This is a genomic window from Paenisporosarcina sp., from assembly GCF_057785155.1.
Window position 1 is genome coordinate 203,174 of sequence record NZ_JBYNRN010000023.1, and the last position, 24,748, is coordinate 227,921.

At 39.4% G+C, this 24,748-nt stretch carries 21 protein-coding genes and 1 pseudogene; 4 read left to right on the forward strand and 18 right to left on the reverse strand.

What is annotated here, in order from left to right; genetic code table 11:
* Positions 1-38: 38 nt before the first annotated feature.
* Positions 39-977, reverse strand: coding sequence for a hypothetical protein (locus tag AC3EA5_RS09865; protein WP_488608178.1), 939 nt, complete (start codon positions 975-977; stop codon positions 39-41).
* Positions 978-1,177: 200 nt separating this feature from the next.
* On the opposite strand from AC3EA5_RS09865, the gene AC3EA5_RS09870 reads away from it, so the two are divergent.
* Positions 1,178-2,506, forward strand: coding sequence for a TrkH family potassium uptake protein (locus tag AC3EA5_RS09870; protein ID WP_488608179.1), 1,329 nt, complete (start codon positions 1,178-1,180; stop codon positions 2,504-2,506).
* Between the two features lie 333 nt (positions 2,507-2,839).
* On the opposite strand, the gene AC3EA5_RS09875 is transcribed toward AC3EA5_RS09870, so the two are convergent.
* The 11 genes from AC3EA5_RS09875 to AC3EA5_RS09925 all read right to left on the reverse strand — a co-directional run bounded on the left by AC3EA5_RS09875 (position 2,840) and on the right by AC3EA5_RS09925 (position 16,869).
* A complete protein-coding gene (locus AC3EA5_RS09875; RefSeq protein ID WP_488608180.1) occupies positions 2,840-3,679 on the reverse strand; it encodes a hypothetical protein in 840 nt (279 codons plus the stop codon).
* Between the two features lie 293 nt (positions 3,680-3,972).
* Complete coding sequence (gene gatB / locus AC3EA5_RS09880; protein ID WP_488608181.1) at positions 3,973-5,403, reverse strand: Asp-tRNA(Asn)/Glu-tRNA(Gln) amidotransferase subunit GatB; 1,431 nt, start codon at positions 5,401-5,403, stop codon at positions 3,973-3,975.
* Positions 5,403-6,869: an Asp-tRNA(Asn)/Glu-tRNA(Gln) amidotransferase subunit GatA gene (gatA, locus tag AC3EA5_RS09885; protein ID WP_488608182.1), complete on the reverse strand. Its 1,467-nt coding sequence runs from the start codon at positions 6,867-6,869 to the stop codon at positions 5,403-5,405. Before gatA ends, gatB begins: the two co-directional genes overlap by 1 nt.
* Before the next feature lie 22 nt (positions 6,870-6,891).
* Positions 6,892-7,182, reverse strand: coding sequence for an Asp-tRNA(Asn)/Glu-tRNA(Gln) amidotransferase subunit GatC (gatC, locus tag AC3EA5_RS09890; RefSeq protein WP_394189304.1), 291 nt, complete (start codon positions 7,180-7,182; stop codon positions 6,892-6,894).
* Positions 7,183-7,391: 209 nt separating this feature from the next.
* A complete protein-coding gene (locus AC3EA5_RS09895; RefSeq protein WP_488608214.1) occupies positions 7,392-8,531 on the reverse strand; it encodes a CamS family sex pheromone protein in 1,140 nt (379 codons plus the stop codon).
* A 16-nt stretch (positions 8,532-8,547) separates the two neighbouring features.
* Entirely contained in the window at positions 8,548-10,554 is a 2,007-nt protein-coding gene (gene ligA / locus AC3EA5_RS09900; RefSeq protein WP_488608183.1) for an NAD-dependent DNA ligase LigA, read from the reverse strand.
* Between the two features lie 69 nt (positions 10,555-10,623).
* Positions 10,624-12,855 carry a DNA helicase PcrA gene (gene pcrA, locus AC3EA5_RS09905; protein ID WP_488608184.1) on the reverse strand — a complete coding sequence of 744 codons (2,232 nt, stop codon included), beginning with the start codon at positions 12,853-12,855 and terminating at the stop codon, positions 10,624-10,626.
* 58 nt (positions 12,856-12,913) lie between these two features.
* Positions 12,914-13,606: a heptaprenylglyceryl phosphate synthase gene (pcrB, locus tag AC3EA5_RS09910; RefSeq protein ID WP_488608185.1), complete on the reverse strand. Its 693-nt coding sequence runs from the start codon at positions 13,604-13,606 to the stop codon at positions 12,914-12,916.
* A gap of 104 nt (positions 13,607-13,710) precedes the next feature.
* The gene (locus AC3EA5_RS09915; protein WP_394189312.1) at positions 13,711-14,031 is read right to left on the reverse strand and encodes a YerC/YecD family TrpR-related protein; all 321 of its coding nucleotides are present in this window, start codon (positions 14,029-14,031) and stop codon (positions 13,711-13,713) included.
* 26 nt (positions 14,032-14,057) lie between these two features.
* Positions 14,058-15,122: a DUF3048 domain-containing protein gene (locus AC3EA5_RS09920; RefSeq protein WP_488608186.1), complete on the reverse strand. Its 1,065-nt coding sequence runs from the start codon at positions 15,120-15,122 to the stop codon at positions 14,058-14,060.
* Between the two features lie 13 nt (positions 15,123-15,135).
* A complete protein-coding gene (locus AC3EA5_RS09925; RefSeq protein ID WP_488608187.1) occupies positions 15,136-16,869 on the reverse strand; it encodes an adenine deaminase C-terminal domain-containing protein in 1,734 nt (577 codons plus the stop codon).
* 189 nt (positions 16,870-17,058) lie between these two features.
* Between AC3EA5_RS09925 and AC3EA5_RS09930 the strand changes: the two genes are divergently transcribed.
* Positions 17,059-17,610: a YgaP family membrane protein gene (locus AC3EA5_RS09930; RefSeq protein ID WP_488608188.1), complete on the forward strand. Its 552-nt coding sequence runs from the start codon at positions 17,059-17,061 to the stop codon at positions 17,608-17,610.
* 328 nt (positions 17,611-17,938) lie between these two features.
* Here the strand turns inward: AC3EA5_RS09930 and AC3EA5_RS09935 are convergent, their stop codons facing one another.
* The gene (locus tag AC3EA5_RS09935) at positions 17,939-18,223 is read right to left on the reverse strand and encodes a DUF5316 domain-containing protein (RefSeq protein WP_488608189.1); all 285 of its coding nucleotides are present in this window, start codon (positions 18,221-18,223) and stop codon (positions 17,939-17,941) included.
* A 50-nt stretch (positions 18,224-18,273) separates the two neighbouring features.
* Positions 18,274-18,718: pseudogene (locus tag AC3EA5_RS09940) on the reverse strand (YciI family protein).
* Between the two features lie 566 nt (positions 18,719-19,284).
* Between AC3EA5_RS09940 and AC3EA5_RS09945 the strand changes: the two are divergent.
* Entirely contained in the window at positions 19,285-19,467 is a 183-nt protein-coding gene (locus AC3EA5_RS09945) for a DUF4083 family protein (RefSeq protein ID WP_488608190.1), read from the forward strand.
* A gap of 34 nt (positions 19,468-19,501) precedes the next feature.
* Here AC3EA5_RS09945 and AC3EA5_RS09950 read toward each other — a convergent pair whose 3' ends face one another.
* Positions 19,502-19,816, reverse strand: a complete 315-nt coding sequence (locus tag AC3EA5_RS09950) for a putative quinol monooxygenase (protein ID WP_488608191.1) — start codon at positions 19,814-19,816, stop codon at positions 19,502-19,504.
* A gap of 381 nt (positions 19,817-20,197) precedes the next feature.
* On the opposite strand from AC3EA5_RS09950, the gene AC3EA5_RS09955 reads away from it, so the two are divergent.
* Positions 20,198-20,371, forward strand: coding sequence for a hypothetical protein (locus AC3EA5_RS09955; RefSeq protein ID WP_488608192.1), 174 nt, complete (start codon positions 20,198-20,200; stop codon positions 20,369-20,371).
* A 59-nt stretch (positions 20,372-20,430) separates the two neighbouring features.
* Here AC3EA5_RS09955 and pcp read toward each other — a convergent pair whose 3' ends face one another.
* The 3 genes from pcp to purH form a co-directional block, all read right to left on the reverse strand.
* A complete protein-coding gene (pcp, locus tag AC3EA5_RS09960) occupies positions 20,431-21,036 on the reverse strand; it encodes a pyroglutamyl-peptidase I (protein WP_488608193.1) in 606 nt (201 codons plus the stop codon).
* An 808-nt stretch (positions 21,037-21,844) separates the two neighbouring features.
* Entirely contained in the window at positions 21,845-23,101 is a 1,257-nt protein-coding gene (gene purD, locus AC3EA5_RS09965) for a phosphoribosylamine--glycine ligase (RefSeq protein WP_488608194.1), read from the reverse strand.
* A 41-nt stretch (positions 23,102-23,142) separates the two neighbouring features.
* Positions 23,143-24,678, reverse strand: coding sequence for a bifunctional phosphoribosylaminoimidazolecarboxamide formyltransferase/IMP cyclohydrolase (purH, locus tag AC3EA5_RS09970; protein ID WP_488608195.1), 1,536 nt, complete (start codon positions 24,676-24,678; stop codon positions 23,143-23,145).
* Between the last annotated feature and the right edge of the window lie 70 nt (positions 24,679-24,748).

The window sequence follows — 24,748 nt, forward strand, 5'->3', positions numbered from 1 at the left end:
GATTTCATTTAGATATTGTTTCACAGACATCTTTTCACCTACTTTTCAAGATAATCTCCCATATGTAGTACACTACTTTGCCTCAAACTTCTTTCTCCATATTGATAAGTAATCAAAGTTTTCAATAAAGGCATTTTAAAATAACGAAAAATTTCCATTGCATAGAAGTCTGTAGTATCGAACTCACCTACAATTGATTTTATATTGTGTTGAACTGCATATTGTAATTGTTTCCTTATTAATTGCTGAATCAATTCAACATTTTGATATTCATCTGCTCCGCACCAACCGTATTCCATAGTGTCTAATTCTTTATGTATGTGAAAAAATGAATAGGCTAATATGTCGCTTTCTTCATTGTTTAATAAAACATAACTTCCATTGAGGTCTATATCTTCTGAAAGAATAAGTCGTTTCCAAACACTTAATTCTTTATCCGCAACTGGATTGACTAAATGAGCTTGTTGATAATTACGTTTAACGAGCCCAGTTAGATTTTCAAATAGTAATTCATTAGTAACGATTTCTTGTAGTGATTTGATTCTGAAATTCACGTTAATTATTGGATGAACTTTAAAATCGGTAGTGAGTAATTTTGTCAAAAACGTTCGTCTTATTTCATTAAATCCCTCTTTTTCATATAATATTTTCAAGTTTATCGCTGATTCCCATATCGAAGTTTGCAGTGGTAATTTCATTCCTTCTAGCTCATCAAATTTCGATAATAAATTCTCTGCAATTTCCGTGTCTAAATATTGTGGATGAATTAAAATTTTGAAATATGTGCAATAAGGATGAAATTTATTGGTCCAAACAATCATACTTCCAACAAGTAAATCTTCCGCAAAAACCGTCATAGCAAGTTTTAAATTAGACGAATCTACGAGATTTAATAAATTTTTTTCTGAACAAATAGTCATTAATTTCTTTAGCTGACCTTTATCTTTCTTTTCATAATTACGTATTGTAATTTCCATGATTTACTCCCTTTTTAAACACTTATGATTACTACCTCCCCTCAATGTTAACAGATGTTGGTAATTACTTTTACATATTTTCGCACTTATCTGAATTTAATAATCGAGAAAGCATAAATAAATATTCTTATTGACATCATTAAAAAAGAGGCATAATGTTTAGTATTATTTTGAATTCTTTCAACTTAGGAAGTGTCTGTATGAGGACCATTAAAAAGAAACGTTTTTCGATTTCACCTCCGCTAGCTATTGCAGGAAGTTTTTTATTCCTTATTGCACTGGGAACGGCGTTGTTGAAGCTGCCATTTGCAACGACTACTTGGATATCATGGACGGATGCGTTGTTTGTAGCTACTTCAGCTACGACTGTTACTGGATTAAGTGTATTCGACCCCGGGACAACTTTGACATTGTTCGGAGAGCTCGTTTTGTTGGTTCTCATTCAATGTGGTGGGATTGGATTAATGACATTTGCCGTCGCGTTGCTGATTGTATTGGGAAAACGAGTGGGACTGCAAAATCGAATTTATTTACAGGAGTCATTTAATCAAAATTCGGTTGGTGGGATTGTCAATTTGGTTAAATTAATCCTCACTTTTGTTCTAACAGTGGAAGCGGTAGCCACCATGATTTTGACGATTTACTGGTTTGAGGATTTTGGCTTGAAGGATTCGTTTTATTTGAGTTTATTTCATGTCATCTCTGCATTTAATAATGCAGGATTTTCTTTATTTCCTGATAATTTAATGAGCTTTGTTGGCGATCCGATCGTGAACTTGATCTTGTCATCACTCTTTATACTCGGTGGTCTTGGGTTTACTGTCGTGATCGACTTGTATCAAAAACAATATTTCCGACAGTGGTCATTACATACGAAGTTAATGATTGCAGGGACCGTGGTTATTAATATTTTTGCGACACTTGTTATTTTTGCTCTTGAGTTTAATAATGCTCAAACGATTGGCGATTTACCAATGTATGAAAAAATAATGGCATCCTATTTTTCAGGAGTAACTCCACGTACTGCTGGTTTTAACACATTAGACTATGGGGTTATGGAAGATCCAACTTTGTTATTTACAATGTTTCTCATGTTCATTGGAGCTGGTAGTGCATCTACCGCCTCAGGAATAAAATTAACCACTTTCATTGTCGTTCTTTTAGCCACTATGGCATTTTTACGTTCTCGTGGTGAGCCCGAAATCTTTGGTCGTTCTATTCGATTAGAAACGGTCATACGTTCATTGGCGATTACTACGATTGGGTTACTGCTAGTGGTGTCATTCATATTCTTACTAACTGTAACGGAGACATTACCATTTTTACCGCTCGCCTTTGAAGTCGTATCGGCATTCGGTACAGTCGGACTATCAATGGGTATTACATCACAACTCTCTGATCTCGGCGAAGTTTTACTGAGCATGGTCATGTTTGTAGGACGCATAGGTCCGTTGACGATTTTCTTTATTTTAATGAAACCGAAAAAAGTGAATTACCGATATCCTTATGATCAAGTGTTTACGGGATGATATATAACGACTCATTGACAAGGAACTTGTCGATGGGTCGTTTTTTTATCGTCTTGAATTGTGTGGAAATCATGAATTTTTGAATTGGACTGTTGAATGCTAGAATGTGGTGGATGAAATGGAGAATACGCCTGACGAATCCTTGAATACACCCAGCGAATCCTCGAATACACCCCTCGAAATCGAGAATGCGCCAACTCCTCTCACACAAAAAAAGATGTCCTCACTTTCGCGAGAACATCTAACTAACTTCATATTCTGTAATATGCATAAAACAGTGTAATTCAATGAGAAATGCACTGTTTCATACATATTATGTCTTAATCACAATCATTAATTGCCTGCATTATTTTTTGAACTTCCCTTTCCTGGATTCGAAGGATCGATACCTTTGATATCTGTACTTGTTCCATCTGCTGGTTCAGAACCATTTCCAAGACCGTTATTGTTTTTTTCTTTTTTCTCTTTTGATTTTGTTGAAGTTGAAGTTGAATTGTTCTTAGTTGAATTTGTTGATTTTACACTTGTCTTACTATTTGTTGTAGATTTTGATTTTGTTTGCGCTTTACCTGGATTTGAAGGGTCAACACCTTTGACGTCGCTGCTTGTTCCATCCGCTTCTTCTGATCCATTTCCTAAACCGTTATTATTTTTTGTTTTCTTTGTCTCAGTTATTTTTGTAGATTCTTGATTCATAATCGTACTAATTCCTAATATTGATGTTAAACCATTATTTGTCCCTGTAACTTCTTCAGTTTCAATCACTTCTTCTGATGTTGTTGATGTGCTGCTTGTAATGAAACGTTGAATCATTTCTCGATAAGAGTTTACCGTCGCAGTAGTTTCACTTTCTGGTAATTCAGTTGAAACGCCCATGACAGCTGTTTGATCATTTAATTCAGCTTGTTCATTTTGTATTTCAGTTAAGATTGTTACCAGCTCTTCTTTTGAAAGCGAATTGTCACTATCATTTGAGATTGCTTCGATTAAACCAGTAGTTAATAACATGTCACTTCCTGTTGGCATAAGCATAACGGTTGTTTCACCATGACCACATGCACAGTTGCAATTTTCATTTTTTGAATCCTCTGAATCTGCCATAACCGTAGGCATAATCGTTCCACCCGCAAAACCTAATCCAATAAGAGCTGTAAATAACAAAACCTTTTTCATTAATAAATCCCTCCAAATTAGTATTAATAGTCTATTGACTAATTTGAATATAAGTAAACTCATATTTTAAAAATAACAATAGGTCTATAGAATCTAATTTTATTTCGAATTTTATATAACTTAAGAATCAATACACTTACTAATAAAGGGTTATCAGCACTTTTTCAACTAGTTTAGGAGTTTCAAACAATTAAAAAACGACTCCACATTGAAGGAGTCGATTTATTTCACAGTTATGAAATTTGAAAACAAAGCTTGCACCATTTTCAGGTACAAACTTTGTTTTTTAAAATTTATCGTTTTGCAATTTCTTCTTGTAAGATTTTATTTACAAGTGGTGGGTTAGCTTGGCCTTTTGTAGCTTTCATGATTTGACCAACTAAGAATCCAATTGCACGATCCTTACCATTTTTGAAGTCTTCAATTGATTGCGGGTTCGCATCCAATGTTTGAGTCACGATGTCACGAAGAGCACCTTCGTCTGAGATTTGAACTAAGCCTTTGTCTTTTACGACTTGTTCAGCAGTTCCACCGTTATCAGCAAGTTCTTTGAATACTTTTTTCGCGATTTTTGAAGAAATCGTCCCGTCGCTGATTAGCTTAATCATTCCAGCTAATCCTTCTGGTGTAAGTTTTGTGTCATGTAATTCTTTTTGATCAACATTTAAATAAGCTGATACTTCACCCATCATCCAGTTGGAAGCAAGTTTCGTATCCGCACCCAATTGAATCGTTGATTCAAAGAAATCGGACATTTCTTTCGTCAAAGTTAAAACCATTGCATCGTAAGCTGGTAAGCCTAATTCACTTACATAACGTTCTTTACGAGCATCTGGTAGTTCCGGAATTTCTGCACGGATACGGTCCATCCATTCTTGGTCGATCACAAGATCCACTAAGTCTGGCTCTGGGAAATAACGATAATCGTCAGATCCTTCTTTGACACGCATTAACAATGTTTTCCCTGTTGACTCATCAAAACGACGTGTTTCTTGTAGGATTTCTCCACCCGATAGAAGTACTTCCGCTTGGCGAACTTGCTCGTGCTCTAAACCACGACGAACGTAGTTGAAAGAGTTTAGGTTTTTCAACTCAGCTTTTGTACCGAATTGTTCTTGACCATATGGACGTAAAGAAATATTCGCATCACAACGAAGTGATCCTTCTTCCATCTTACAGTCAGATACACCTGTGTACTGGATAATTGATTTTACTTTTTCCAAGTAAGCATATGCTTCTGCAGGCGTGCGAATATCTGGCTCTGAAACGATTTCGATTAACGGCGTTCCTTGACGGTTGTAATCGACAAGTGAGTAGCCTTTATCCGTATGAGATAGTTTACCTGCATCTTCTTCTAAGTGAAGACGTGTAATTCCGATGCGTTTTTTGTATCCATCTACTTCAATTTCAACCCAACCATGTTCACCGATTGGCTTGTCGTATTGTGAGATTTGGTACGCTTTCGGATTATCCGGATAGAAATAGTTTTTGCGATCGAATTTCGTATGCGTTGAAATTTCACAGTTAAGTGCCATTGCAGCCTTCATTCCGAATTCGATTGCGCGTTTATTTACAACAGGTAAAACACCTGGGTATCCAAGGTCAATTACATGTGTATTTGTATTTGGTTCTGCACCAAAATGTGCAGGTGAAGGTGAGAACATTTTAGAATCTGTTTTTAGTTCAACGTGGATTTCTAATCCAATAACTGTTTCAAAGTTCATTATTTTGCTCCCTCCCAAATTTGAGGAGTTTGTTTGTGGAAGCTTGTTGCTTGCTCGTAAGCATGTGCAACACGGTAAATCGTCGCTTCGTCAAAGTGTTTCCCGATAATTTGCAAGCCTAGTGGCATACCTTCAGCAAATCCACACGGAATCGAAATTCCTGGTACGCCCGCTAAGTTAACAGGAATTGTTAAAATATCATTTGCATACATCGTTAATGGATCATCATTCTTCTCGCCCACTTTGAATGCTGGAGTTGGAGTAGTTGGTCCAATAATAACGTCATACTTTTCAAATACTTGATCGAAATCATTTTTGATCAATGTACGAACTTGTTGTGCTTTTTTATAGTACGCATCATAAGAACCTGCACTCAACGAGTATGTTCCAAGCATGATACGACGTTTTACTTCGTCACCAAATCCTTGTGCGCGTGTTTCTTTGTAAAGATCCATAAGGGATTCTACATTGTCAGCACGGAAACCATAACGAATTCCGTCAAAACGTGCTAAGTTTGATGATGCTTCAGAAGATGATAGTAAGTAGTACGTTGCTAAACCATATTTTGAATGTGGCAATGAAACTTCTTCCCATGTTGCGCCTAAAGTTTCAAGTACTTTCAAAGCATCCAAAACAGATTGTTTCGCTGCTTCTCCAACACCTTCTCCTAAGTATTCAGATGGTACAGCAATACGAAGTCCTTTAATATCACCTGTTAGTGATTTAACAAAACTAGGCACATCAACATTTGCCGACGTAGTATCACTTGCATCTACACCTGAAATCGCTTCAAGTAAGAAGGCATTGTCTTCTACTGTGCGTGTAATCGGACCGATTTGGTCTAATGAAGAAGCAAAAGCGATAAGGCCATAACGAGAAACACGACCATATGTTGGTTTCATTCCAACTACACCACAAAATGCTGCGGGTTGGCGAATCGATCCACCTGTATCTGAACCTAGAGAAAATGGTACTTCACCAGCAGCTACTGATGCAGCGGAACCACCTGAAGATCCTCCAGGTACACGATCTAAGTCCCAAGGATTACGAGTGATTTTATACGCAGAGTTTTCATTTGAAGAGCCCATTGCGAATTCATCCATATTCAGTTTACCAACTGTTACGAGTCCAGCTGCACGAAGTTTGTGCACAACTGTTGCGTCATAAATTGGGTTAAATCCTTGGAGGATTTTTGATGCACTTGTTGTTTCTAATCCTTCTGTCACGATGTTATCTTTCACACCGATTGGCATACCAAATAATGGCCCACGTTGTTCAAATGGCACTTGGTCCATTTCGCTTGATTGAGCTGTTGCTTTTTCTTTATTTAAAGCCAAAAAGGCATTTACATCTGCGTCTACCGCTTCGATTCGTTTGAAAGATTCAGCTGTAAGATCAGCAATCGAAATTTCTTTTTTATGTAGTAGAGCTTGAAGTTCAGATGCTTTGTGGTTGAATAATGTCATTGGGTTCACTCCTTGCTCTGGTCTATTCTAGAATGGTTGGTACTTTAACTTGTCCCGCTTCTTGCTCGTGAACGTTTTTCATCATTTTTTCTCGGTCTAGACCAGGAATCGATTTGTCTTCGCGTAACACATTTACAAGTGGTAAAACGTGCGTAGTAGGTTCTACATCCGTTGTATCAAGCTCATTTAATTGCTCCGCAAAATTAGTAATCGCTGCAAGCTGACCTGCAAACTTTTCAGCCTCTTCCTCTGTAATGGCAAGACGCGCTAAATGCGCAACGTGCTTCACTTCTTCTTTTGAAATATTCGCCATTTTATACACCTCCGAATTCGACAATCATACCGACTATCATATCATTTTTCACCCTAAAAGAATAGAGACAGCTCAAGTGCTGTCTCATGCATTAAAACCATTCTTACAATACGGCTCGCTAGACATACAGATGCGCAAGCCTGTTTTCGGTTGGGATGATTCCTCTTTTACAGAACGTCTTCAACCAGTATCGATATATTCATGAAAAATCAATCATAAATATGCACGTACGGCTCTTTGTCGCCTGCTTTTTTAATCAAAAATGCTTCGGGTCCGTTTATAGACGTCACATTCACTTCTACCTGAATCGAATCAGGGAAACGTTTAATAACAGAGCCGGCCATATATTGCGTGAAGCCGATAATTTCTGCTGAGCCATAAAACTGAATCGGGATATCAATGGTCACTTTTTTCACAAGATCATCTTGATAGAAACCAGTGGCAATTACACTTGTATAATTCGAAAAATATTCATCAATGTCTTGCTTAAAGTTTTTAAAAGCATTATCCATTTCACGATATTTCTCTTCAGTAATCGGTTGCGGGAATAATATAAATTCCTCGTTTATTGGTGTCCATTCTCCAATACTGCCTTTACCTTCAGATGCGTTCCCAAATGCCATATAGGTTCCCGGCACAATCGAGTTGCGACTCTCTTGTTTGAATAAACCAATCGTAATTGGTACATTCTCTAACCCTTCCATTGTTCGCATTCTCGCAACAATTTCATTGGCCATTTTCTTACCTTGTTCCAACAAAGCACTTTCTGGTATAGGTTCCTCGAATGTTGGACCATATTGGATTTTTTGATAATAATAAATCGAGTTTAATGCCAGCCCAATCGAAATTCCGGCAAGTTTAACTTTGTTGTCATCTGTCTTAACTAAATAATTTTGTTCTAATATGTGCGCCAAGTACATCGGTGCTTGTGTAGCTCTTTGTTCAGGCGTCATGCCTTCAGTCACTGTTGGGTTTAAACCAAGCGGTTGTTCTTCAGATTTTCTTGATAACCAAGAACTGATCACCTCAGCATCGAGCATTTGACCTTCTTGGAAGAAATATTTATCGGGTGAATACGAGCGCTGCGAAATACGAGTCAGCCCATTTTCTACTTCCTTGACATCATACTTTGAGTTGACATTTGAAACGATCATGCCACGGCTTGCACTCTTTTCGTAAGGCAATAACGTACGGTAATACTGATCAGAAAGTTGAAGATTTGGAATGGTGGTTGTTTCAACTTCACTATCGATTTCTTGAATCACTTCTGTATCATTGGTAATGGATGGAACACATCCGACTATTAAAGATAAAGAAATCATGGCCGGAATCCAGCTGATTCGTTTGATCATATGAAGGACTCCTTTACTGGTTTAGTTCTTCGATTAAGCGGTTTTCATCCCACACAGGAATATCTAAGCTATTTGCTTTGTCGAGTTTAGATCCAGCATCTTCACCTGCGATGACGATGTCGGTTTTTTTACTGACACTCCCTGATACAATGCCGCCTACTTGTTCTATTTTCTCTTTTGCTTCTTGACGTGTCAATTGTTCTAATTTCCCGGTTAATACAACTGTTTTACCGGTTAATATATGATTTAAATTAGAAGTATCCACTTTTTTACCTGTAAAAGATAGGTTGACTCCATTTTCTTGTAGACGTTTTAGGAGGTATTGAACTTCTTCATTATCAAAATAACGAATAACGGAATCCGCCATTTTATCGCCAATTTCATGAATCGAAACGAGTTGTTCACTTGTTGCATTTGATAAAGCGAACATATCTCCAAACTCTTCGGATAAAATTTTGGCTGCTTTCTCACCGACATGACGAATCCCTAAACCGAATAACACACGTTCCATCGAATTTTGTTTAGACGCTTCAATCGATTCCACTAAATTTGTAGCTGATTTTTCACCCATGCGATCGAGTTGAACAAGCTGTTCTTTCGTTAATGTAAATAAATCAGAAACGTCTTGAATAAGCCCTTCACGGAATAATTGCTCCACGACTTTTTCACCTAGTCCATCTACGTTCATCGCATTACGAGATACAAAATGAATCAAGCCCTCTGTAATTTGGGCAGGGCATTGTGGATTCACACATCGTAAAGCTACTTCCCCTTCAATGCGAACAAGTTCACTTTCGCAAACCGGACAATCCGTCGGCATTTCAAATGGGATAGATTCCTCATTTCGTTCAGCGAGAACGACAGAGACAACTTCAGGAATAATATCTCCCGCTTTTCGGATGATGACGGTATCTCCAATGCGAATATCTTTTTCGCGAATAAGGTCTTCATTGTGTAAAGAAGCTCTTCCCACAGTGGTACCAGCTACTTGAACCGGTTCCAAAATAGCCGTTGGTGTTAAGACACCTGTTCGACCAATCGTCAATTCTACCGAAAGAAGTTTCGTTTTCACTTCTTCCGCTGGGAATTTGTACGCAGTTGCCCACCTTGGGCTCTTTGCAGTAAATCCAAGATCTTGCTGATGGACGTAGCGATTAATTTTGATTACAATGCCATCAATTTCATACGGAAGGTTCGGGCGTTGCTCTGTCCATTTCTCGATGTAAGCTTGCACTTCATCAATGGACTGGCAAAGTTTACGTTCTTTATTCGTTTGAAAACCAAGTTCATCTAAATAATCGAGCGCTTCAGCATGCCCATCAAGTCCAAGTGCTTCTCCGTCTCCGCCAATCCCATATACAAAAATGGAGAGGTTGCGACTTGCTGCGATTTTGGGATCCAACTGACGAAGTGAGCCAGCTGCTGCATTTCGTGGATTCGCAAATTTTTCTTCTTCATTGGCCACTCGTTGTTCATTCAAAGCTAAAAATGATTTTTTAGGCATATACGCTTCACCGCGAACTTCAATCGTGACAGGTTTTTTCAAACGTAACGGAATCGCTCGAATGGTTTTGAGGTTTTCGGTAATATCTTCCCCCACTCGACCATCACCACGAGTTGCGCCACGAACGAAGACTCCCTCTTCATAGGTAAGAGAGATCGCTAATCCATCAATTTTCAGCTCACATACATAGGAAAATGAATCGCCAATGCTTCCACGAATTCGGCGATCAAAGTCATCTAAATCATCACGACCAAATGCGTTCGATAAACTTAGCATTGGATACGTATGTGCGACCTTTTTGAAGCCTTGTAAAATTGTCCCTCCCACTCGTTGAGTGGGCGAATCTGGGAAGATTAAATCCGGATACTCTGTTTCAATTTCAATCAACTCATGTAAGTATTGATCATATACAGCATCTGGCACGAGCGGTTTGTCCAGTACGTAGTAGGCATATCCAGTATCATGCAACAGCTGATTTAATTCTTTTACACGTTGTTCCAATTGCACTTTATCCATTTTTGTTCCTCCGCTCGGATCATATAATTCAAGTTTAAAGGTTGTTGCAAGTAGCCATTCCTTTAAAATTTATACTTTTTCAATCGGCGCAAACTTCGCTAATAATCGTTTAATACCAGTTGGGCTTGGGAAAGCAATGTCTAGTTCTGTGTTTTCACCTTCGCCACGAACACTAACGACAGTCCCTTCTCCCCACTTCTTATGAAGTGCTTTACTTCCAACTTGCCATCCCAGTTTGTCTCCACCAGAAGTTTTATAAACGGGACGTTGAACGGCAGCACGTGTTGTGGTGCCCGTCGAGCGACTTGTTGTCGTCATGCGATTCGACCCGGCTTTTTGTTTTAAGACCACTTGCTCCATAATATCATCTGAAATTTCAGCGATAAATCGAGATGGGTTGTTGTAACCGCTACGTCCAAATAATGTACGGGACTGTGCACATGTTAAATACAAGCGCTCTTCAGCACGTGTAATACCTACGTAAGCAAGTCGACGTTCTTCTTCCATTTCGTCGGTATCGCCAATAGACCTTGAATGAGGAAACACATTCTCCTCCATACCTACGATAAAGACCACTGGGAATTCGAGTCCTTTTGCAGCATGCATTGTCATTAATACGATATTGCCTTTTGACTCATCTTCTTCGCTTCCTAGCTTGTCTAAATCGGAAATAAGAGCTAAGTCAGTTAAGAAAGTAACGAGCGATTTATCATCACTGCGCTCTTCAAAAGCTTTCGTTACGGATAAGAACTCTTCTATATTTTCTAAACGGCTTTCAGCTTCGATGGTTTTTTCATTGCGAAGCATATTACGGTAACCGGTTTTGTCTAGCACTTGTTCTACAAGCTCTGTTACCGATAAAAATTCCTGCATTTTCGAAAAACCCTCAATTAATGCATGAAATTTGGCCGCTTCATTTGCTGCGCGTGCAGGGAGTCCCATGAAATCAACTTCTCTAAGTGCATCAAAAATTGAACGATCTTGTTCAATCGCAAATCGAGCCATTCTCTCAAACGAAGTAGCGCCAATATTACGTTTAGGTTCGTTAATAACACGTGACAACGACAAATCGTCCTCATTGTTCGCGATAAGACGTAAATATGCGAGTAAATCTTTAATCTCTTTTCGATCGTAGAACTTCGTTCCGCCGACAATGGTGTAACCCATGTTCGACTTCACTAAAACTTCCTCCATTACACGAGACTGTGCATTTGTTCGGTAAAGAATCGCAAAGTCGTTTAATTTACGACCATCGGTTTCCATGATTTCTTGAATGGTTTTCACAACAAATTGCGCTTCTTGTTGCTCATCGTAAGCTTTATACACTCGAATCGGTTCACCCGACTTATTTTCGGTTCGAAGTTCTTTCGGGTAACGACCCGTATTATTTACAATGACGTCATTGGCTGCTTTTAGGATGCGTTGCGTCGAACGATAGTTTTGCTCAAGCATAATCACGCGTGCTTGAGGATAATCTTTTTCAAACGACATGATGTTTTGAATATCCGCTCCACGCCATCTGTATATGGATTGATCGGAATCTCCTACTACACAAAGGTTGCCAAACTTTTTCGCCAGCATTTGAACTAGATCATACTGAGCTTTGTTTGTATCTTGGTACTCATCCACATGAATATACTGAAACTTGTTTTGATAGAATTCCAGTACTTCAGGAACACGTTTAAAGAGTGTCAACGTCGTCATAATCAAATCATCAAAATCGAGTGACTGGTTTTTCCGTAGGCGTTTGTCGTAGGCAGTATACACTTCCGCCGCTGTTTTCTCGAAAGGATTGAATTGATTGGCTTGGCTTTGGAATGTTGCCGCATCAATGCATTCGTTTTTCGCTGAACTTATGGCATTTAACATCGAGCGTGGATCATATTTTTTGGGGTCGATATTTTGATCTTTTAAGATTCTTTTAATGACGGTTAATTGATCACTTGTATCTAAAATCGAAAAACTTTTCGAATAGCCAATGCGGTCAATATCTCTTCGAAGAATTCGAACACACATGGAGTGGAAGGTTGAAACCCACATACGGTCGCCTGTTCCATTCCCAAGTAATCCATCGATCCGATTTCGCATTTCACGAGCCGCTTTATTCGTAAATGTAATCGCTAGAATTTTTGAAGGATACACGTCTTTCTCCACAACTAAATAAGCGATGCGGTGCGTTAAGACACGCGTTTTACCAGATCCCGCTCCTGCCATTATTAGAAGGGGTCCTTCAGTTGCTTTTACTGCTTGTTCTTGTTCAGGATTCATCCCGTTTAATAAGTTTTTTACGAGTAATTCCATTTTGCACCGTCCTTTACCAAACATTTGTTCTTCTATTATAAGCTGTTTTGAATCAATGTCAAAAAGCCTCTGATTTAACTGCATCTACTGTTAATAAAGCTTCATCAAGATTGTCATATAGATGATTTCCGATGACAATTGTATCTGCGTAAGTGGCCATTTCTTTCGCTTGTTCGATGGTCGTAATTCCACCACCATAAAATAGACGCGTGTGGTTTAGCACATCTTTGGCTGCTGCAACCATTTGAGGATCTCCATATATACCGCTGTATTCCATGTAGAATATCGGTAACTTGAAGAAATTCTCGGCTAATCGTGCATGAGCAACGACGTCCTCTTGTGAAAGTTCTGTATTCGCATCCGTCACAATGGCGGCTTTACAATCTTTATTCAAAATACAATAGCCCTCAGGGATGAGCTCGTCCCAATCCATAAAATCGCCATATGCTTTTATGGCATCCAGATGGAGTTCCTTCACCCATTTCGTGTTCGAGCTATTGAGTACAGTGGGAATAAAATAATAGTCAAACCCTGGTGAGATTGACTCTACATTTGAAATCTCTAGGACGACTGGGAGCTTATAATGACGTACACGCATGAGTAAATCCAAAACTAACTCGAGTGTCACTCCATCTGTACCGCCTATGATGATAGCATCGGTTCCAGACTGACACACTTTACTTAAGTTTTCGTCAGATATCTCTTTTGCAGGATCTAGTTTAAACACATGTCGCCATTTCAAGTAGTCCATGGTCAGCCACCTATCGTTAAATTCGGTATTAAAATCCAATACGAAAATCAATTTTTACCTATCTTATTAGTATAACAAAAAAACTGACTAGAGATGGTCTCTAATCAGTCTTTAGGGAATTGAAATGGTTTTTCGTCAGGATATAATCTTCCAAGCATCTCATCATATGTATCATTGCCGTAATCGAAACAGCGTCGAACACGCGAGATAGTTGCTGTACTTGCTCCAGTTTCGTTTTTAATGACTTCATATGTCTTTTTCAGACGAAGTAAATGGGCCACTTCAAATCGTTGAGCAAGAGATTGAATTTCGCTAATTGTGCACAGATCGTCAAAGAATCGATAACATTCCTCGATGTCTTTTAATTCTAAAACAGCTTTAAACAATTGTTCGGTTTGATGTCCGCGAATTTTTTCTATTTGCATGAATGGACCCTCCTTTCTTATGTTTCTTAAGGACTAAATGTCACCATCTGTTCCATACCCGGTTTTGTTTTCACTAAGTGAACCCAAGACTTTCCTGGAACTAACATGGCCGGCAATCCGTTTTCCATTGGAACGAGAATGCCATCTATTTGTTGCCATTCAATTTCTTTCATAATGCCTGCTTGAAATAAATATGCACGACCGCCTGATGTTAGGTTAAGCTGTTGTCTTCCTTGGTCATCGATGGTTTGGTGCGGAACTTCAAAAAAGAGTACGTTCGACAAACTCACTTGTTCAAGCGTGTCTTTATCCGTCGTTAAATGACCACCTGAAGAACGCGAGTATTGTTGAGTAAGTGTATCATACGTGTAGACATGGTGGAAGTCTTCACTTACACCAAACCGTACATCAATCACACTCGCAATCGCACCCATTTTCGCCCCTTCTGCAGACTCATAATAAGAAAAAGGCGGAATCTTTTCGATTTCGATGCTCGCTCCTACTTTTTCCATCCCTTGCAAAACGTGTTCCCCAGTCGTATATGAATTATGTGGCGCTTTTCGATCCTTCGATCGATTAAAAAGCGTGCCATCATACTGCATCCCATTTATATGATCGACGACACCTGATGCCAGGATTTGGCGAGCTTCCGGACTGTATCCATGTGCTACGTAAAACGCATCAAGTCCATTTGCGATTTCAATGAAATAATCACGCGCGCTTCGAACCGGTCCAATTCGTTCAGGAAGTTCACTTTGATATAAAGCTAGTAATCTCGTTACGTTAGCTTCCGCTACCATTTCGTAGACAATGTCTGCTTGCGCAATGCCCGATTGCGGACGAGCGTGTGGATGATTATTAATCGTGACTAGGACTGGACGATTCGTGAACTCTTCTTCTCCGCGAACGCCAGTAAATGGCGCTTGATAGGGAAGAACAACTTCGACTTCTTTTTCTTCTTCATCTGTCATGTCGACGACTTCAATTTCTTTTTCTTCATCGTCTTTTGCTATTTCGGTTGATTCTTCTTTGTCTTTTGAACAACCTGAAATAAGTAACACCGCGAACACAGCTATTAAATACTTCTTCATTTCCCCATCCCCCTTACGATCTCATAAACGAAGGGAACAATACTGATTTTTTCATTACGTCATAAATGCCACGTTGTGTAATCCGAACGTATGGTAGATGCGTAGATTGTAAGAACAACAAAGTGTAGATGGCATCGCCATATTTATAGCCTCTTTCTGAAAGTGCTTTTTTCAAGGCTAATTCTTGTTCAATCAGTACTTCAACACTCTCTGATGAAAGACCCCCACCAATCGTCAGAGGAATATCTGCTACCACTTCGCCTTCTTCAACTAACACTATTCCACCTTTGCGACGTTTCATTTCATTGAAAGCTGTCAGCATGTCTCTTCGACTCTTTCCGATCAGAATGATATCCCCTGTATTCGAGTAAGACGAGGCAAACCCCTGCACAGCTGTGGCAAACCCTTTAATCATCGTATTTACACGCCACTTGCCTTGTCGATCCACGAGCATTAAAAAGCTTTCATCATGATCACTGCTTAATCGATCCTCCCCAATATGAATAGAAACACTATACGGTTTCGTAATCACATCGTTGACCATCTCAATTCCAAACGGCATCGAGAATTCGAAATCGCCTTCGTGCATATCAAACGGCAGCTCAAGTTCACCAAGCCCAGACCAATCGATTTTCGGAAGATTTATCACTCTCTCCCCATCACGTTTTAACCAAACACCTTTTGAAAGAACACTCACTGGCACTGGATTTGTTTCTGATTCCAGGAAGTTCATCGTGGCAAATCTACCTGTGGCAATAAAACCATGTAGATTGGACATATTGTAATACCTCGCCACATTGTATGAAGCCATTAAATACGCATCAATTGGTTTTACCCCAGCTTCAAGCGCCACTTGAATACACTTATCCATCACGCCATCTAGATGGAATGATGGTGTCGAACCATCTGTTGTCATCATCACATGATCGAAGACGTTCATTTCCTTCTCGACCATTTCTTTTAATAGATTTGGCAAGTCTGGACGAATCGATGAATGTCTTAACGTAACCGCATATCCATGAAGCAAACGGCGTTCCACTTCCTCAACCGTCATGGCTTCATGGTCACCATCTGAACCAAGTAAGCGCATGCGTGCAAGAGTTCGCTCAGATGCACCTGGGAAATGACCCTCGATTTTCTTGCCTTTCATTTTCGCTGATTGTAACCAATACAGCATCTGGTCATCTCCAGCTAAAAGTCGTGGCCACGCGGTTAATTCGCCGCCCATCAACACTTCAGGTCGCTCTAACCACTCACCAATTGATTTCGTGGTAAACAACTCATCTTCATTTTCGAGTTCCGTTTGCGAATCAAACCGAGCCCACCAATAAAACGAAAATGGCATTTCATTTAACTGATCTAAAATTGAAAACGCTTTCTCATTTTCAAGCAATAAAAATAAAATTAAATTGTCTGATAGAAAAGTAGTCGTTCCTAATTGCGACGCATAATCAGCAAAAGATTGGGGATGATAAAGCTGGAATGGATGAACATGAGGCTCGATATAACCAGGCACAATATATTGTCCACTGGCATCAATCACTTCCGCCCCATCAGTTGAAGCTGGGAGTTCAGGTCCAGCATAAACAATTCGGTCTTTGGAAATCCAAATATTCCCTTGTACCCATTTTTTAAAAACACTATGTAAGTATGTTGCATTTGTAATGACCTTATCAGGACAAGCTTTTCCATCAACAATTTTAAGTTGATGACGAATTTCTTCGATTTTCCACAATGGATGTTGCAACGATTCCATTCTCCTTTCATGTGCCGGATTTTAAGGATTCCATACGAATCGATTATCCGTATTAGAAAAGATAGCAGCCCATCCTAAGTTCCGGACAAGCTGTATATCCTTTATCTTAGCATAGCAATATTGGAAAATACAGACGGCAAGGACACAATTTTGAAAATTCAGATAGGAGGAAACACGAAAATGTCACAATCTCAAAACATCAGCACACGCAACGCACTCGCACGACTTACGATGGGTCTTAGTATGCTCGCTTATGGCACAGCTAAACTCTCTCGAAACCCACAATGCAACAAAGGTCGCTTAATGGTAGCTCTAGGCGCAATGAAAGCCGCAGAAGGCACCGTCAAATATTGTCCAATGAAAGCCATGATGCAACAAAGTGGCATGACAGGTCATACTGGCGTACCTGAAGTCGGCCAACTAATGAAAGATTTCGCAAACAAAGGAATGAATATGGCTAGCGGTGGAAGCACGGCTGGTGGGACGACAGGTGGATCTGGTGGTGGCATGGCTGGTGGAACAATGGCGAATGCTGCCATGGGCGTAGCTGGTATGGCTGCTGACGCTATGAGCGGCAATACTTCTACTGGGACTGGCATGGGATCGGGGAGCAATGGAGGGAACAATGGGAATTCTACTGCTAATAAGTCGAATGGTTCATCAACAAACAACACCGGTATGGGTAATGGAACTGGTGTAGTTGGAACGAAAGCTGGCTGGTCGAGTTCTTGATGGTGGCTGCGGAGTAACGCCAAATGATCTACTTTTATCGCCAAATTATAAACATGTTTCGCCAATAAAAAGTAAACAGCTACTCCCAAAGTTTCGAGGAGTGGTTGTTTTCGAAATGGATTGATGTTGATGATCGATTTTCTTGCTCTTGAATGCCTAACGCCAAAATATGGATGAGTTGCGCCAAAAAAATTGGCTGTAACGCCAAATTATGATCGCGTAACGCCAAATTATCTACTTTTAGCGCCAAATTATACACATGTATCGCCAATAAAAAGAAAACAGCCACTCCTAATTTTTCGAGGAGTAGCTGTTTTTCGCTTTCATTTCATAAAAAATATAGAAATCCTGCTAAAAGTATATTTGGTAGCCCAATTAAGCCTGTTCGAACAGCTGTCTGAGTTCTTTCACGACGATCAACATCAGATTCAGTGGCGAAATTTGCTCTCATTTTATCACCATTTACCATCAACCCCGAAAACAGCAATGAAATGACAATAAAGAAAAGTCCTATTCCTCCTGGAATTATATAAGCCATGTCTCTGCCCAACGTGATGTATGAAATAAATAAAGCAACCACAGCAACAATGACGCCAACTAAAAAGTACTTCATCCGAACTCACCTCCCATATATTGCTATACGATATTGAATGGGAATTCGTTTCATTTATTCGGATGAAAACAAGCTTTTCTATATTCAACAGTAGCATTAGTTAGTTGCCTAAAAGGTTCCGGATTCTCGGTCAGCTCCGGCTCACTCAAATACTTGACGCAATTCAATCTGACCTTCCCCATGTCCTTGCGGATCCGGTACACGCATGGCCCACTCGATGGCTTCTTCTCTTGACTTCACATCAATTAGAAAGAACCCGGCAATCAATTCTTTCGATTCCTTAAATGGTCCTTCCGTAACCACTGGCTTTTCCCCAGGATTCGGATACGAAATGCGAATCCCATTTGAACTTGGATGAAGCCCTTTAGCCATAACCCGCACACCAGCCTTAACTAATTCTTCATTGTACTTCGTCATGGCTTCAATGAGCTCAGAGCTCGGGAGCTTTCCGGCCTCCGAATTTTTCGAGGCGTTGACAATCATCATAAACAGCATAATAATTCCCTCCTTTTTTAAGAGGCAAATCCCCTTTTGAATATTCTCTCAATGTTCTGCTAATTTATTGAATCAAAATCATTAATTTCATTAAAGCCCCGCTAATCAACTTTATCTTCTGCTCTCAATCAAAATAATAAATATCATAGATATCAATACTCCAATACCAATCATCGAAGTGAATTTTACATAACTTATTGCACCTTCAGTTATTTTCGGTTCTTCTTTATAAGCCCATCGTCTTCCCCATAAAATACTTTCCTTGGGATTTCTGTAACTCCAAATCAGAATTCCAATTAAGGGTCCAATGAAAATTAAAATGAAAAATAATTCAGTCACTTAATCACCCACAATCCCATGTCATTAGTGCAAATGATGATACCTTGTTCGTCATTTCAAGAGATTAATAATTTCCGGAATTAATAATACTGTGTGCTATTAAATAGATTATGATTGGAATAAAGATATCTTTTTTAACATAGTCAGCTGCTTCATTATATCAAGAATTAAAAATTAATTTTTATAAATATGGTATAATTAGTAAATCCACTTTTTAGGAGGCGCATATGGACATACTTTCATTTTTCTACATAATCGTTTTATTAGCAGTATCAGTAATCGGGATAATTTCTTTTACACTATTTATTAAAAGATTATTAATAAATGCAACATTGCGAAACAATCATTCGAAAGAAATTGAACTAAAACTAGATCGAATCATTGATCTACTCGAAAAAGATTCTAAGTAGTTTATAGAGGCATCTATTGATGTCTTTTCTTATTTCAATCAAACTTCGCAAAACCTTTTCCGCCCATTGGTGTTAAGGTACTAATTCTTTCCATTCCCGTAATGAGTGGCATCGCTTGTTTAATTAAGGTTTTGGTGGATTCCAAGTTTAAAGATGCTTGATGAGCTGATTCATTGCTCCACACTTCGTATACAAATACAGAATTTGGCTCATCTTCGGAAATGTGCACATGGTAAACTTCACATTCATCCAAATCTTCCATTGATTTCGCTGCATCTAACAATATATTCACCATCGTGTGACGCTCGCCTTCTTTTATAACGAACTTCCCATATAAACCGAATTTCATAATAATCCTCCTCATATTTTCTTTATTCATTAACTCTAATCAAAATCATGAGTACGGGTACCGCTAGGAAAAAGGAGTAGACAGCTCCAAGTAATTTTTGGTTATGATTATTCTTACCATCTTTCATTTTCTCTAACAATGTCACTAGATTCAAAAACCATAGAACTGCAATTACTGAATATAGCAATATTAGATAAAGTAAATTATTTAATCTCCTTTTTTAGATTCGTAGTTCTTTTTTTATTTAAATATATTTCTTCCACTAGAAGATTCATTTAATGTTTGAATAGAATACGCTTTCAATCGCAGAAAGGTTTCAAAGTATAAATTCCACATATACATTGGTTATATGAAACAATAAGCAGCAAGGGGGCACAACACATGACAATTAACATTATTATTACCATCGCTTTAGTTTTGGCTATTTTTGCATCAATTGCAGCTTGGCTAAATACACAAATTATACTCAGAGAGCTATCTGAGATTAAGGCAAAGTTAGGTATTGTTGAAACCAAGAAATCTTCATTTCTAGATAAAGACTTAGATAATGACTAATTACATTCTTAAAAAAACGGTTACTCCAATGCGGGAGAAACCGTTTTATTTGTTAGAAGTTACTTTGAAAGAACTGAAATACAAATCGAGATACTTTCCAATAAATCTTTGTGTGACCAGCTAGCAACATTGCCATGCTCAATCGAAAGTTCGTGAGATGCAGGGATATGAATGAACCCACTGGGAATCGCTAGATTATTTGTCTGTACATAGTGAAGCGCCTCGTACATGACGTTGTTGCATAAGTATGTGCCAGCAGTGTTCGAAATAGCTGCCGGGAATCCAGACTCATTTAATTTGTCTACCATCTCACGAATCGGCAACGTCGACATATACGCAACAGGACCGTCCGTTTGAATCGGTTCATCGACGGGTTTATGTCCTTCGTTGTCTGCATCGCCATCCTTCACATTCACGGCAACACGTTCTGGCGTAATTTTCGTCCGACCACCCGCAAGACCAAGTGAAACAACAGCATCGGGTTTGATTTCTCGAATAAATTCAAGTAACTGTTTGCCAGAACGAGCGAAATCTACAGTCATTGTCTTTCCAACAATTCGATACTCCCCCATCGTTTGACCATCTAATTCTTCGACAACTTTCATTGTAGGATTGATCGTAAATGAAAGAAACGGTTCGAAACCTGTTAATAATAATGTTTTCATCTTAAACACCTCATCAAATTAATCTATTATTCACTTGGATTTCCAATAAAGAAAAGATCGAACAGAAACAACAACACACATGCTACAAGGATAATAATCGCAAACAAGGTTGTCTGAAAATCATCATTCCAATTTGTTATGATGATGTACATTTGGAAAAACATCAAAAAGGTTATTCCTAATCTAAATGGCAATTTTTTTATTTTTATACCGCTCACCTATTTCAGTTGTTATAGATACTTTAAGATTAACAATTATTTTCCATATAGCAACTCTTAATAGTGCTACCAAAGAATTTTCCTAGGCCACTCACCAACAGAAATACCCGCTTAGCGACAGTGTGCGGGGCATTTCAAGCATTTAAAAACATAGTTTGGGCTGCACACTTCGTTTTCGCAGCCGTTTTCTGTGACGAGCCGTTGTCCTACTTTTATGTAATTACAACTGAGATGGCGATTATTCTAACTGAGATCGCTGTTTTTCTAACTGAGATTGCCATAATTCTAACCAAGACTCCATTTCTTCTAACTGAGCGGCCCCTCACCAACAGCAACACCCGCATAGCGACAGCGTGCGGGGCATTCCAGGCATTTAAAAACATAATTTGGGCTGCACACTTCGTTTTCGCAGCCGTTTTCTGTGACGAGCCGATGTTCTACTTTTACGTAATTACACCTGAGATGGCGATTATTCTAACTGAGATCGCCATAATTTTTACCAAGAATCCCAAAATTCTAACTGAGCGGCCACTCACCCACTCACCAAAAAGACCCTCGAAAAACAATCGTTTTTCAAGGGTCTCCATATTTTATTTAAAAGCACGCCAGCCAATATCGTGACGATAGAAGAATCCATCCCATGATATTTCAGATAACGCTTTGTATACTTTTTCTTGTGATTCCTGTAGAGATGGTGACTTGGCGGTGACTAAAAGTACGCGACCACCGTTTCCGACAAATTTCCCATCGACTTCTTTCGTTCCGGCATGGAAAATTTGCAAGCTACTATCGAATTTCGATAAATCAGGCAATGCTGCACCCTTTTTCACATCGTTTGGATAGTTATCTGCAGCGATCACAACACCTAACATTTCATCATCCGACCAATTTAAATCGTATGGTTTTTCATTCAGAAGAGCGTCCATGAATTCACCGAAATCGGATGCCATACGAGGAAGGACAACCTGTGTTTCCGGATCGCCAAAACGTGCATTGAATTCGATCACTTTTGGACCCTCGTCAGTCAAAATTAAACCGGCATATAAAATGCCCGTAAAGGCATGACCTTCTGTTGCCATTGCTTCTACAGTCGGTTCGATGACAGACTCATAAGCTTCTCTAATCACATCTTCTGAGATATGTGGAACTGGTGAATATGCCCCCATGCCGCCTGTATTTGGCCCACGGTCTCCGTCATATGCTCGCTTGTGATCTTGTGCGATGACCATTGGGTAGATTTGTCCTTTGTGGACAAATGACATGTATGAAAATTCTTCACCTTCAAGGAACTCTTCGATCACCACGCGTGAAGAGGACTCACCAAATTTTTGATTGCCGATCATATCTTCAACTGCATTCAATGCTTCTTCCATGTTCATGGCAACGATTACGCCTTTGCCTGCCGCTAAGCCATCTGCCTTAATAACGATAGGTGCACCTTTTTCACGAATATATGCTTTCGCTTCTTCAACATGCGTAAATGTTTCGTAACCTGCTGTAGGAATTCCGTATTTCTTCATAAGTTCTTTCGCAAATGATTTACTTCCTTCAATTTGAGCAGCTGCTTTTGTAGGACCAAATATGCGCAATCCTTCAGCTTCAAAAACATCGACGATTCCTGCAGCGAGTGGTTGTTCAGGTCCGACGAATGTAAGATCAATCGCATTTTCTTGAACGAAGGCAACCAGCATATCAAACTCTAACGCTTCAATCGCTACACAAGTAGCGTCTTGTTTCATGCCGTCATTTCCTGGTGCTACAAATACCTCTGTTACAGACGGAGAATTGTTAAATTGACGAACGATTGCATGTTCACGTCCACCACTACCAATTACTAATACTTTCATTCGTGTTTCCTCCTTCAGACCTAAGCTAAATCGGACGTACTTTAGTGTTTGAAATGACGAACGCCAGTAAACACCATCGCAATTCCATACTCATTTGCTTTTTGAATGGAATCGTCATCTTTCACAGATCCACCTGGTTGAATAATAGCCGTGATTCCAGCTTTAGCTGCAGCTTCTACTGTGTCATTCATTGGGAAAAAGGCATCGGATGCGAGTGAGGCACCTTGCGCTTTATTCGCCGCTTGCTCTAACGCAATTTTGGCTGCACCGACGCGATTCATTTGACCCGCTCCGATTCCAAGAGTCATTTGAGCATCCGTTACCACAATAGCATTGGATTTCACGTGTTTGACGACACTCCATCCAAGTTTTAATGCTGCCCACTCTTCTTCAGTCGGTTCGCGATCCGTTACTACTCGCACGTCAGCTTCAGCAAATCCATAGCGATCAGGTTCTTGTAGCAATAAACCACCTTCAATGGACACTGTGTTCCATTGATCTTGCTTATTTTGTTCAAAAGGAATCGTTAACAAACGGATGTTTTTCTTTTTCATTAAAATCGATAGTGCTTCTTCTGTAAATGAAGGCGCTAAAATAATTTCTAAGAAAATGCCTGAAAGTTGTTCCGCCGTTTCCACATCGACTTCGCGATTTAGTGCCACAATGCCACCGAAAATGGACATGCTATCCGCTTCATACGCCTTCGCGAATGCTTCAGAAATTGTACGCCCCGTTCCCACGCCACATGGATTCATGTGTTTGACAGCAACGGCTGCTGCTAAGTCAAATTCTTTTACGATTTGAATCGCCGCATTGGCATCTTGAATGTTATTGTAAGACAGTTCTTTCCCATGTAACTGCTGAGCTGATGCAATGGAGAAATCCGAACCTAGAGCTCGCTTGTAAAACGCCGCTTTTTGATGTGGATTTTCACCGTAACGTAGTGGCTGTTTTAATTCATATGTAAATGTAACTTGCTCTGGAAATTCTTCGCCAGCAAGATCTGTTAAAAAGCCTGAAATATAGGCATCGTAAGAAGCGGTATGACGGAATACTTTCGCCGCTAAACGTCGACGGGTTTCAATCGTTGTTTTGCCATCCGATTTTAATTCAGCCAAAACTGCAGGATAGTCTGTTGCATCTGTGATGACCGTTACGTAGGCATGGTTTTTCGCGGATGCACGAAGCATTGCTGGGCCACCGATATCGATATTTTCAATGGCATCTTCTGCCGTGACATCTGGCTTAGATATCGTTTCACGGAAAGGGTATAAATTCACGCAGACTACTTCGATAGGTTGAATGCCATGTTCAAGCATTTGTGCTTGGTGATCGGTGTCGTCATGTTTAGCAAGAAGACCACCATGAATCATCGGGTTCAACGTTTTGACACGCCCACCTAAAATTTCAGGAAAACCTGTTACTTGATCAACTGGTGTAATAGCTACCCCATTTTCTTGTAAATAAGCTTTCGTTCCACCTGTTGATAAAATTTCATAGCCTAACTGTTCAAGCTCTTTTGCAAAGTCAAGAATTCCTGATTTATCTGATACACTGATAAGCGCTCGTTTCGACACCCAAAGACCTCCATTTTAGAAAAGATTTTATAAAGGAACGAAGACTAAGTTCGCGATACCGTTTCGCAAT

Coding starts and splice junctions, on each gene's coding strand:
- pcrA (WP_488608184.1), bottom strand. CDS start 12,855: ATGGAATTACTCGTAAAAAACTTATTAAACGGGATGAATCCTGAACAA.
- pcp (WP_488608193.1), bottom strand. CDS start 21,036: ATGAAAACATTATTATTAACAGGTTTCGAACCGTTTCTTTCATTTACG.
- AC3EA5_RS09930 (WP_488608188.1), top strand. CDS start 17,059: ATGTCACAATCTCAAAACATCAGCACACGCAACGCACTCGCACGACTT.
- gatB (WP_488608181.1), bottom strand. CDS start 5,403: ATGAACTTTGAAACAGTTATTGGATTAGAAATCCACGTTGAACTAAAA.
- gatC (WP_394189304.1), bottom strand. CDS start 7,182: ATGGCGAATATTTCAAAAGAAGAAGTGAAGCACGTTGCGCATTTAGCG.
- AC3EA5_RS09875 (WP_488608180.1), bottom strand. CDS start 3,679: ATGAAAAAGGTTTTGTTATTTACAGCTCTTATTGGATTAGGTTTTGCG.
- AC3EA5_RS09870 (WP_488608179.1), top strand. CDS start 1,178: ATGAGGACCATTAAAAAGAAACGTTTTTCGATTTCACCTCCGCTAGCT.
- pcrB (WP_488608185.1), bottom strand. CDS start 13,606: ATGGACTACTTGAAATGGCGACATGTGTTTAAACTAGATCCTGCAAAA.
- AC3EA5_RS09945 (WP_488608190.1), top strand. CDS start 19,285: ATGGACATACTTTCATTTTTCTACATAATCGTTTTATTAGCAGTATCA.
- AC3EA5_RS09915 (WP_394189312.1), bottom strand. CDS start 14,031: ATGCAAATAGAAAAAATTCGCGGACATCAAACCGAACAATTGTTTAAA.
- AC3EA5_RS09935 (WP_488608189.1), bottom strand. CDS start 18,223: ATGAAGTACTTTTTAGTTGGCGTCATTGTTGCTGTGGTTGCTTTATTT.
- AC3EA5_RS09865 (WP_488608178.1), bottom strand. CDS start 977: ATGGAAATTACAATACGTAATTATGAAAAGAAAGATAAAGGTCAGCTA.
- AC3EA5_RS09920 (WP_488608186.1), bottom strand. CDS start 15,122: ATGAAGAAGTATTTAATAGCTGTGTTCGCGGTGTTACTTATTTCAGGT.
- gatA (WP_488608182.1), bottom strand. CDS start 6,869: ATGACATTATTCAACCACAAAGCATCTGAACTTCAAGCTCTACTACAT.
- AC3EA5_RS09950 (WP_488608191.1), bottom strand. CDS start 19,816: ATGAAATTCGGTTTATATGGGAAGTTCGTTATAAAAGAAGGCGAGCGT.
- ligA (WP_488608183.1), bottom strand. CDS start 10,554: ATGGATAAAGTGCAATTGGAACAACGTGTAAAAGAATTAAATCAGCTG.
- AC3EA5_RS09955 (WP_488608192.1), top strand. CDS start 20,198: ATGACAATTAACATTATTATTACCATCGCTTTAGTTTTGGCTATTTTT.
- purD (WP_488608194.1), bottom strand. CDS start 23,101: ATGAAAGTATTAGTAATTGGTAGTGGTGGACGTGAACATGCAATCGTT.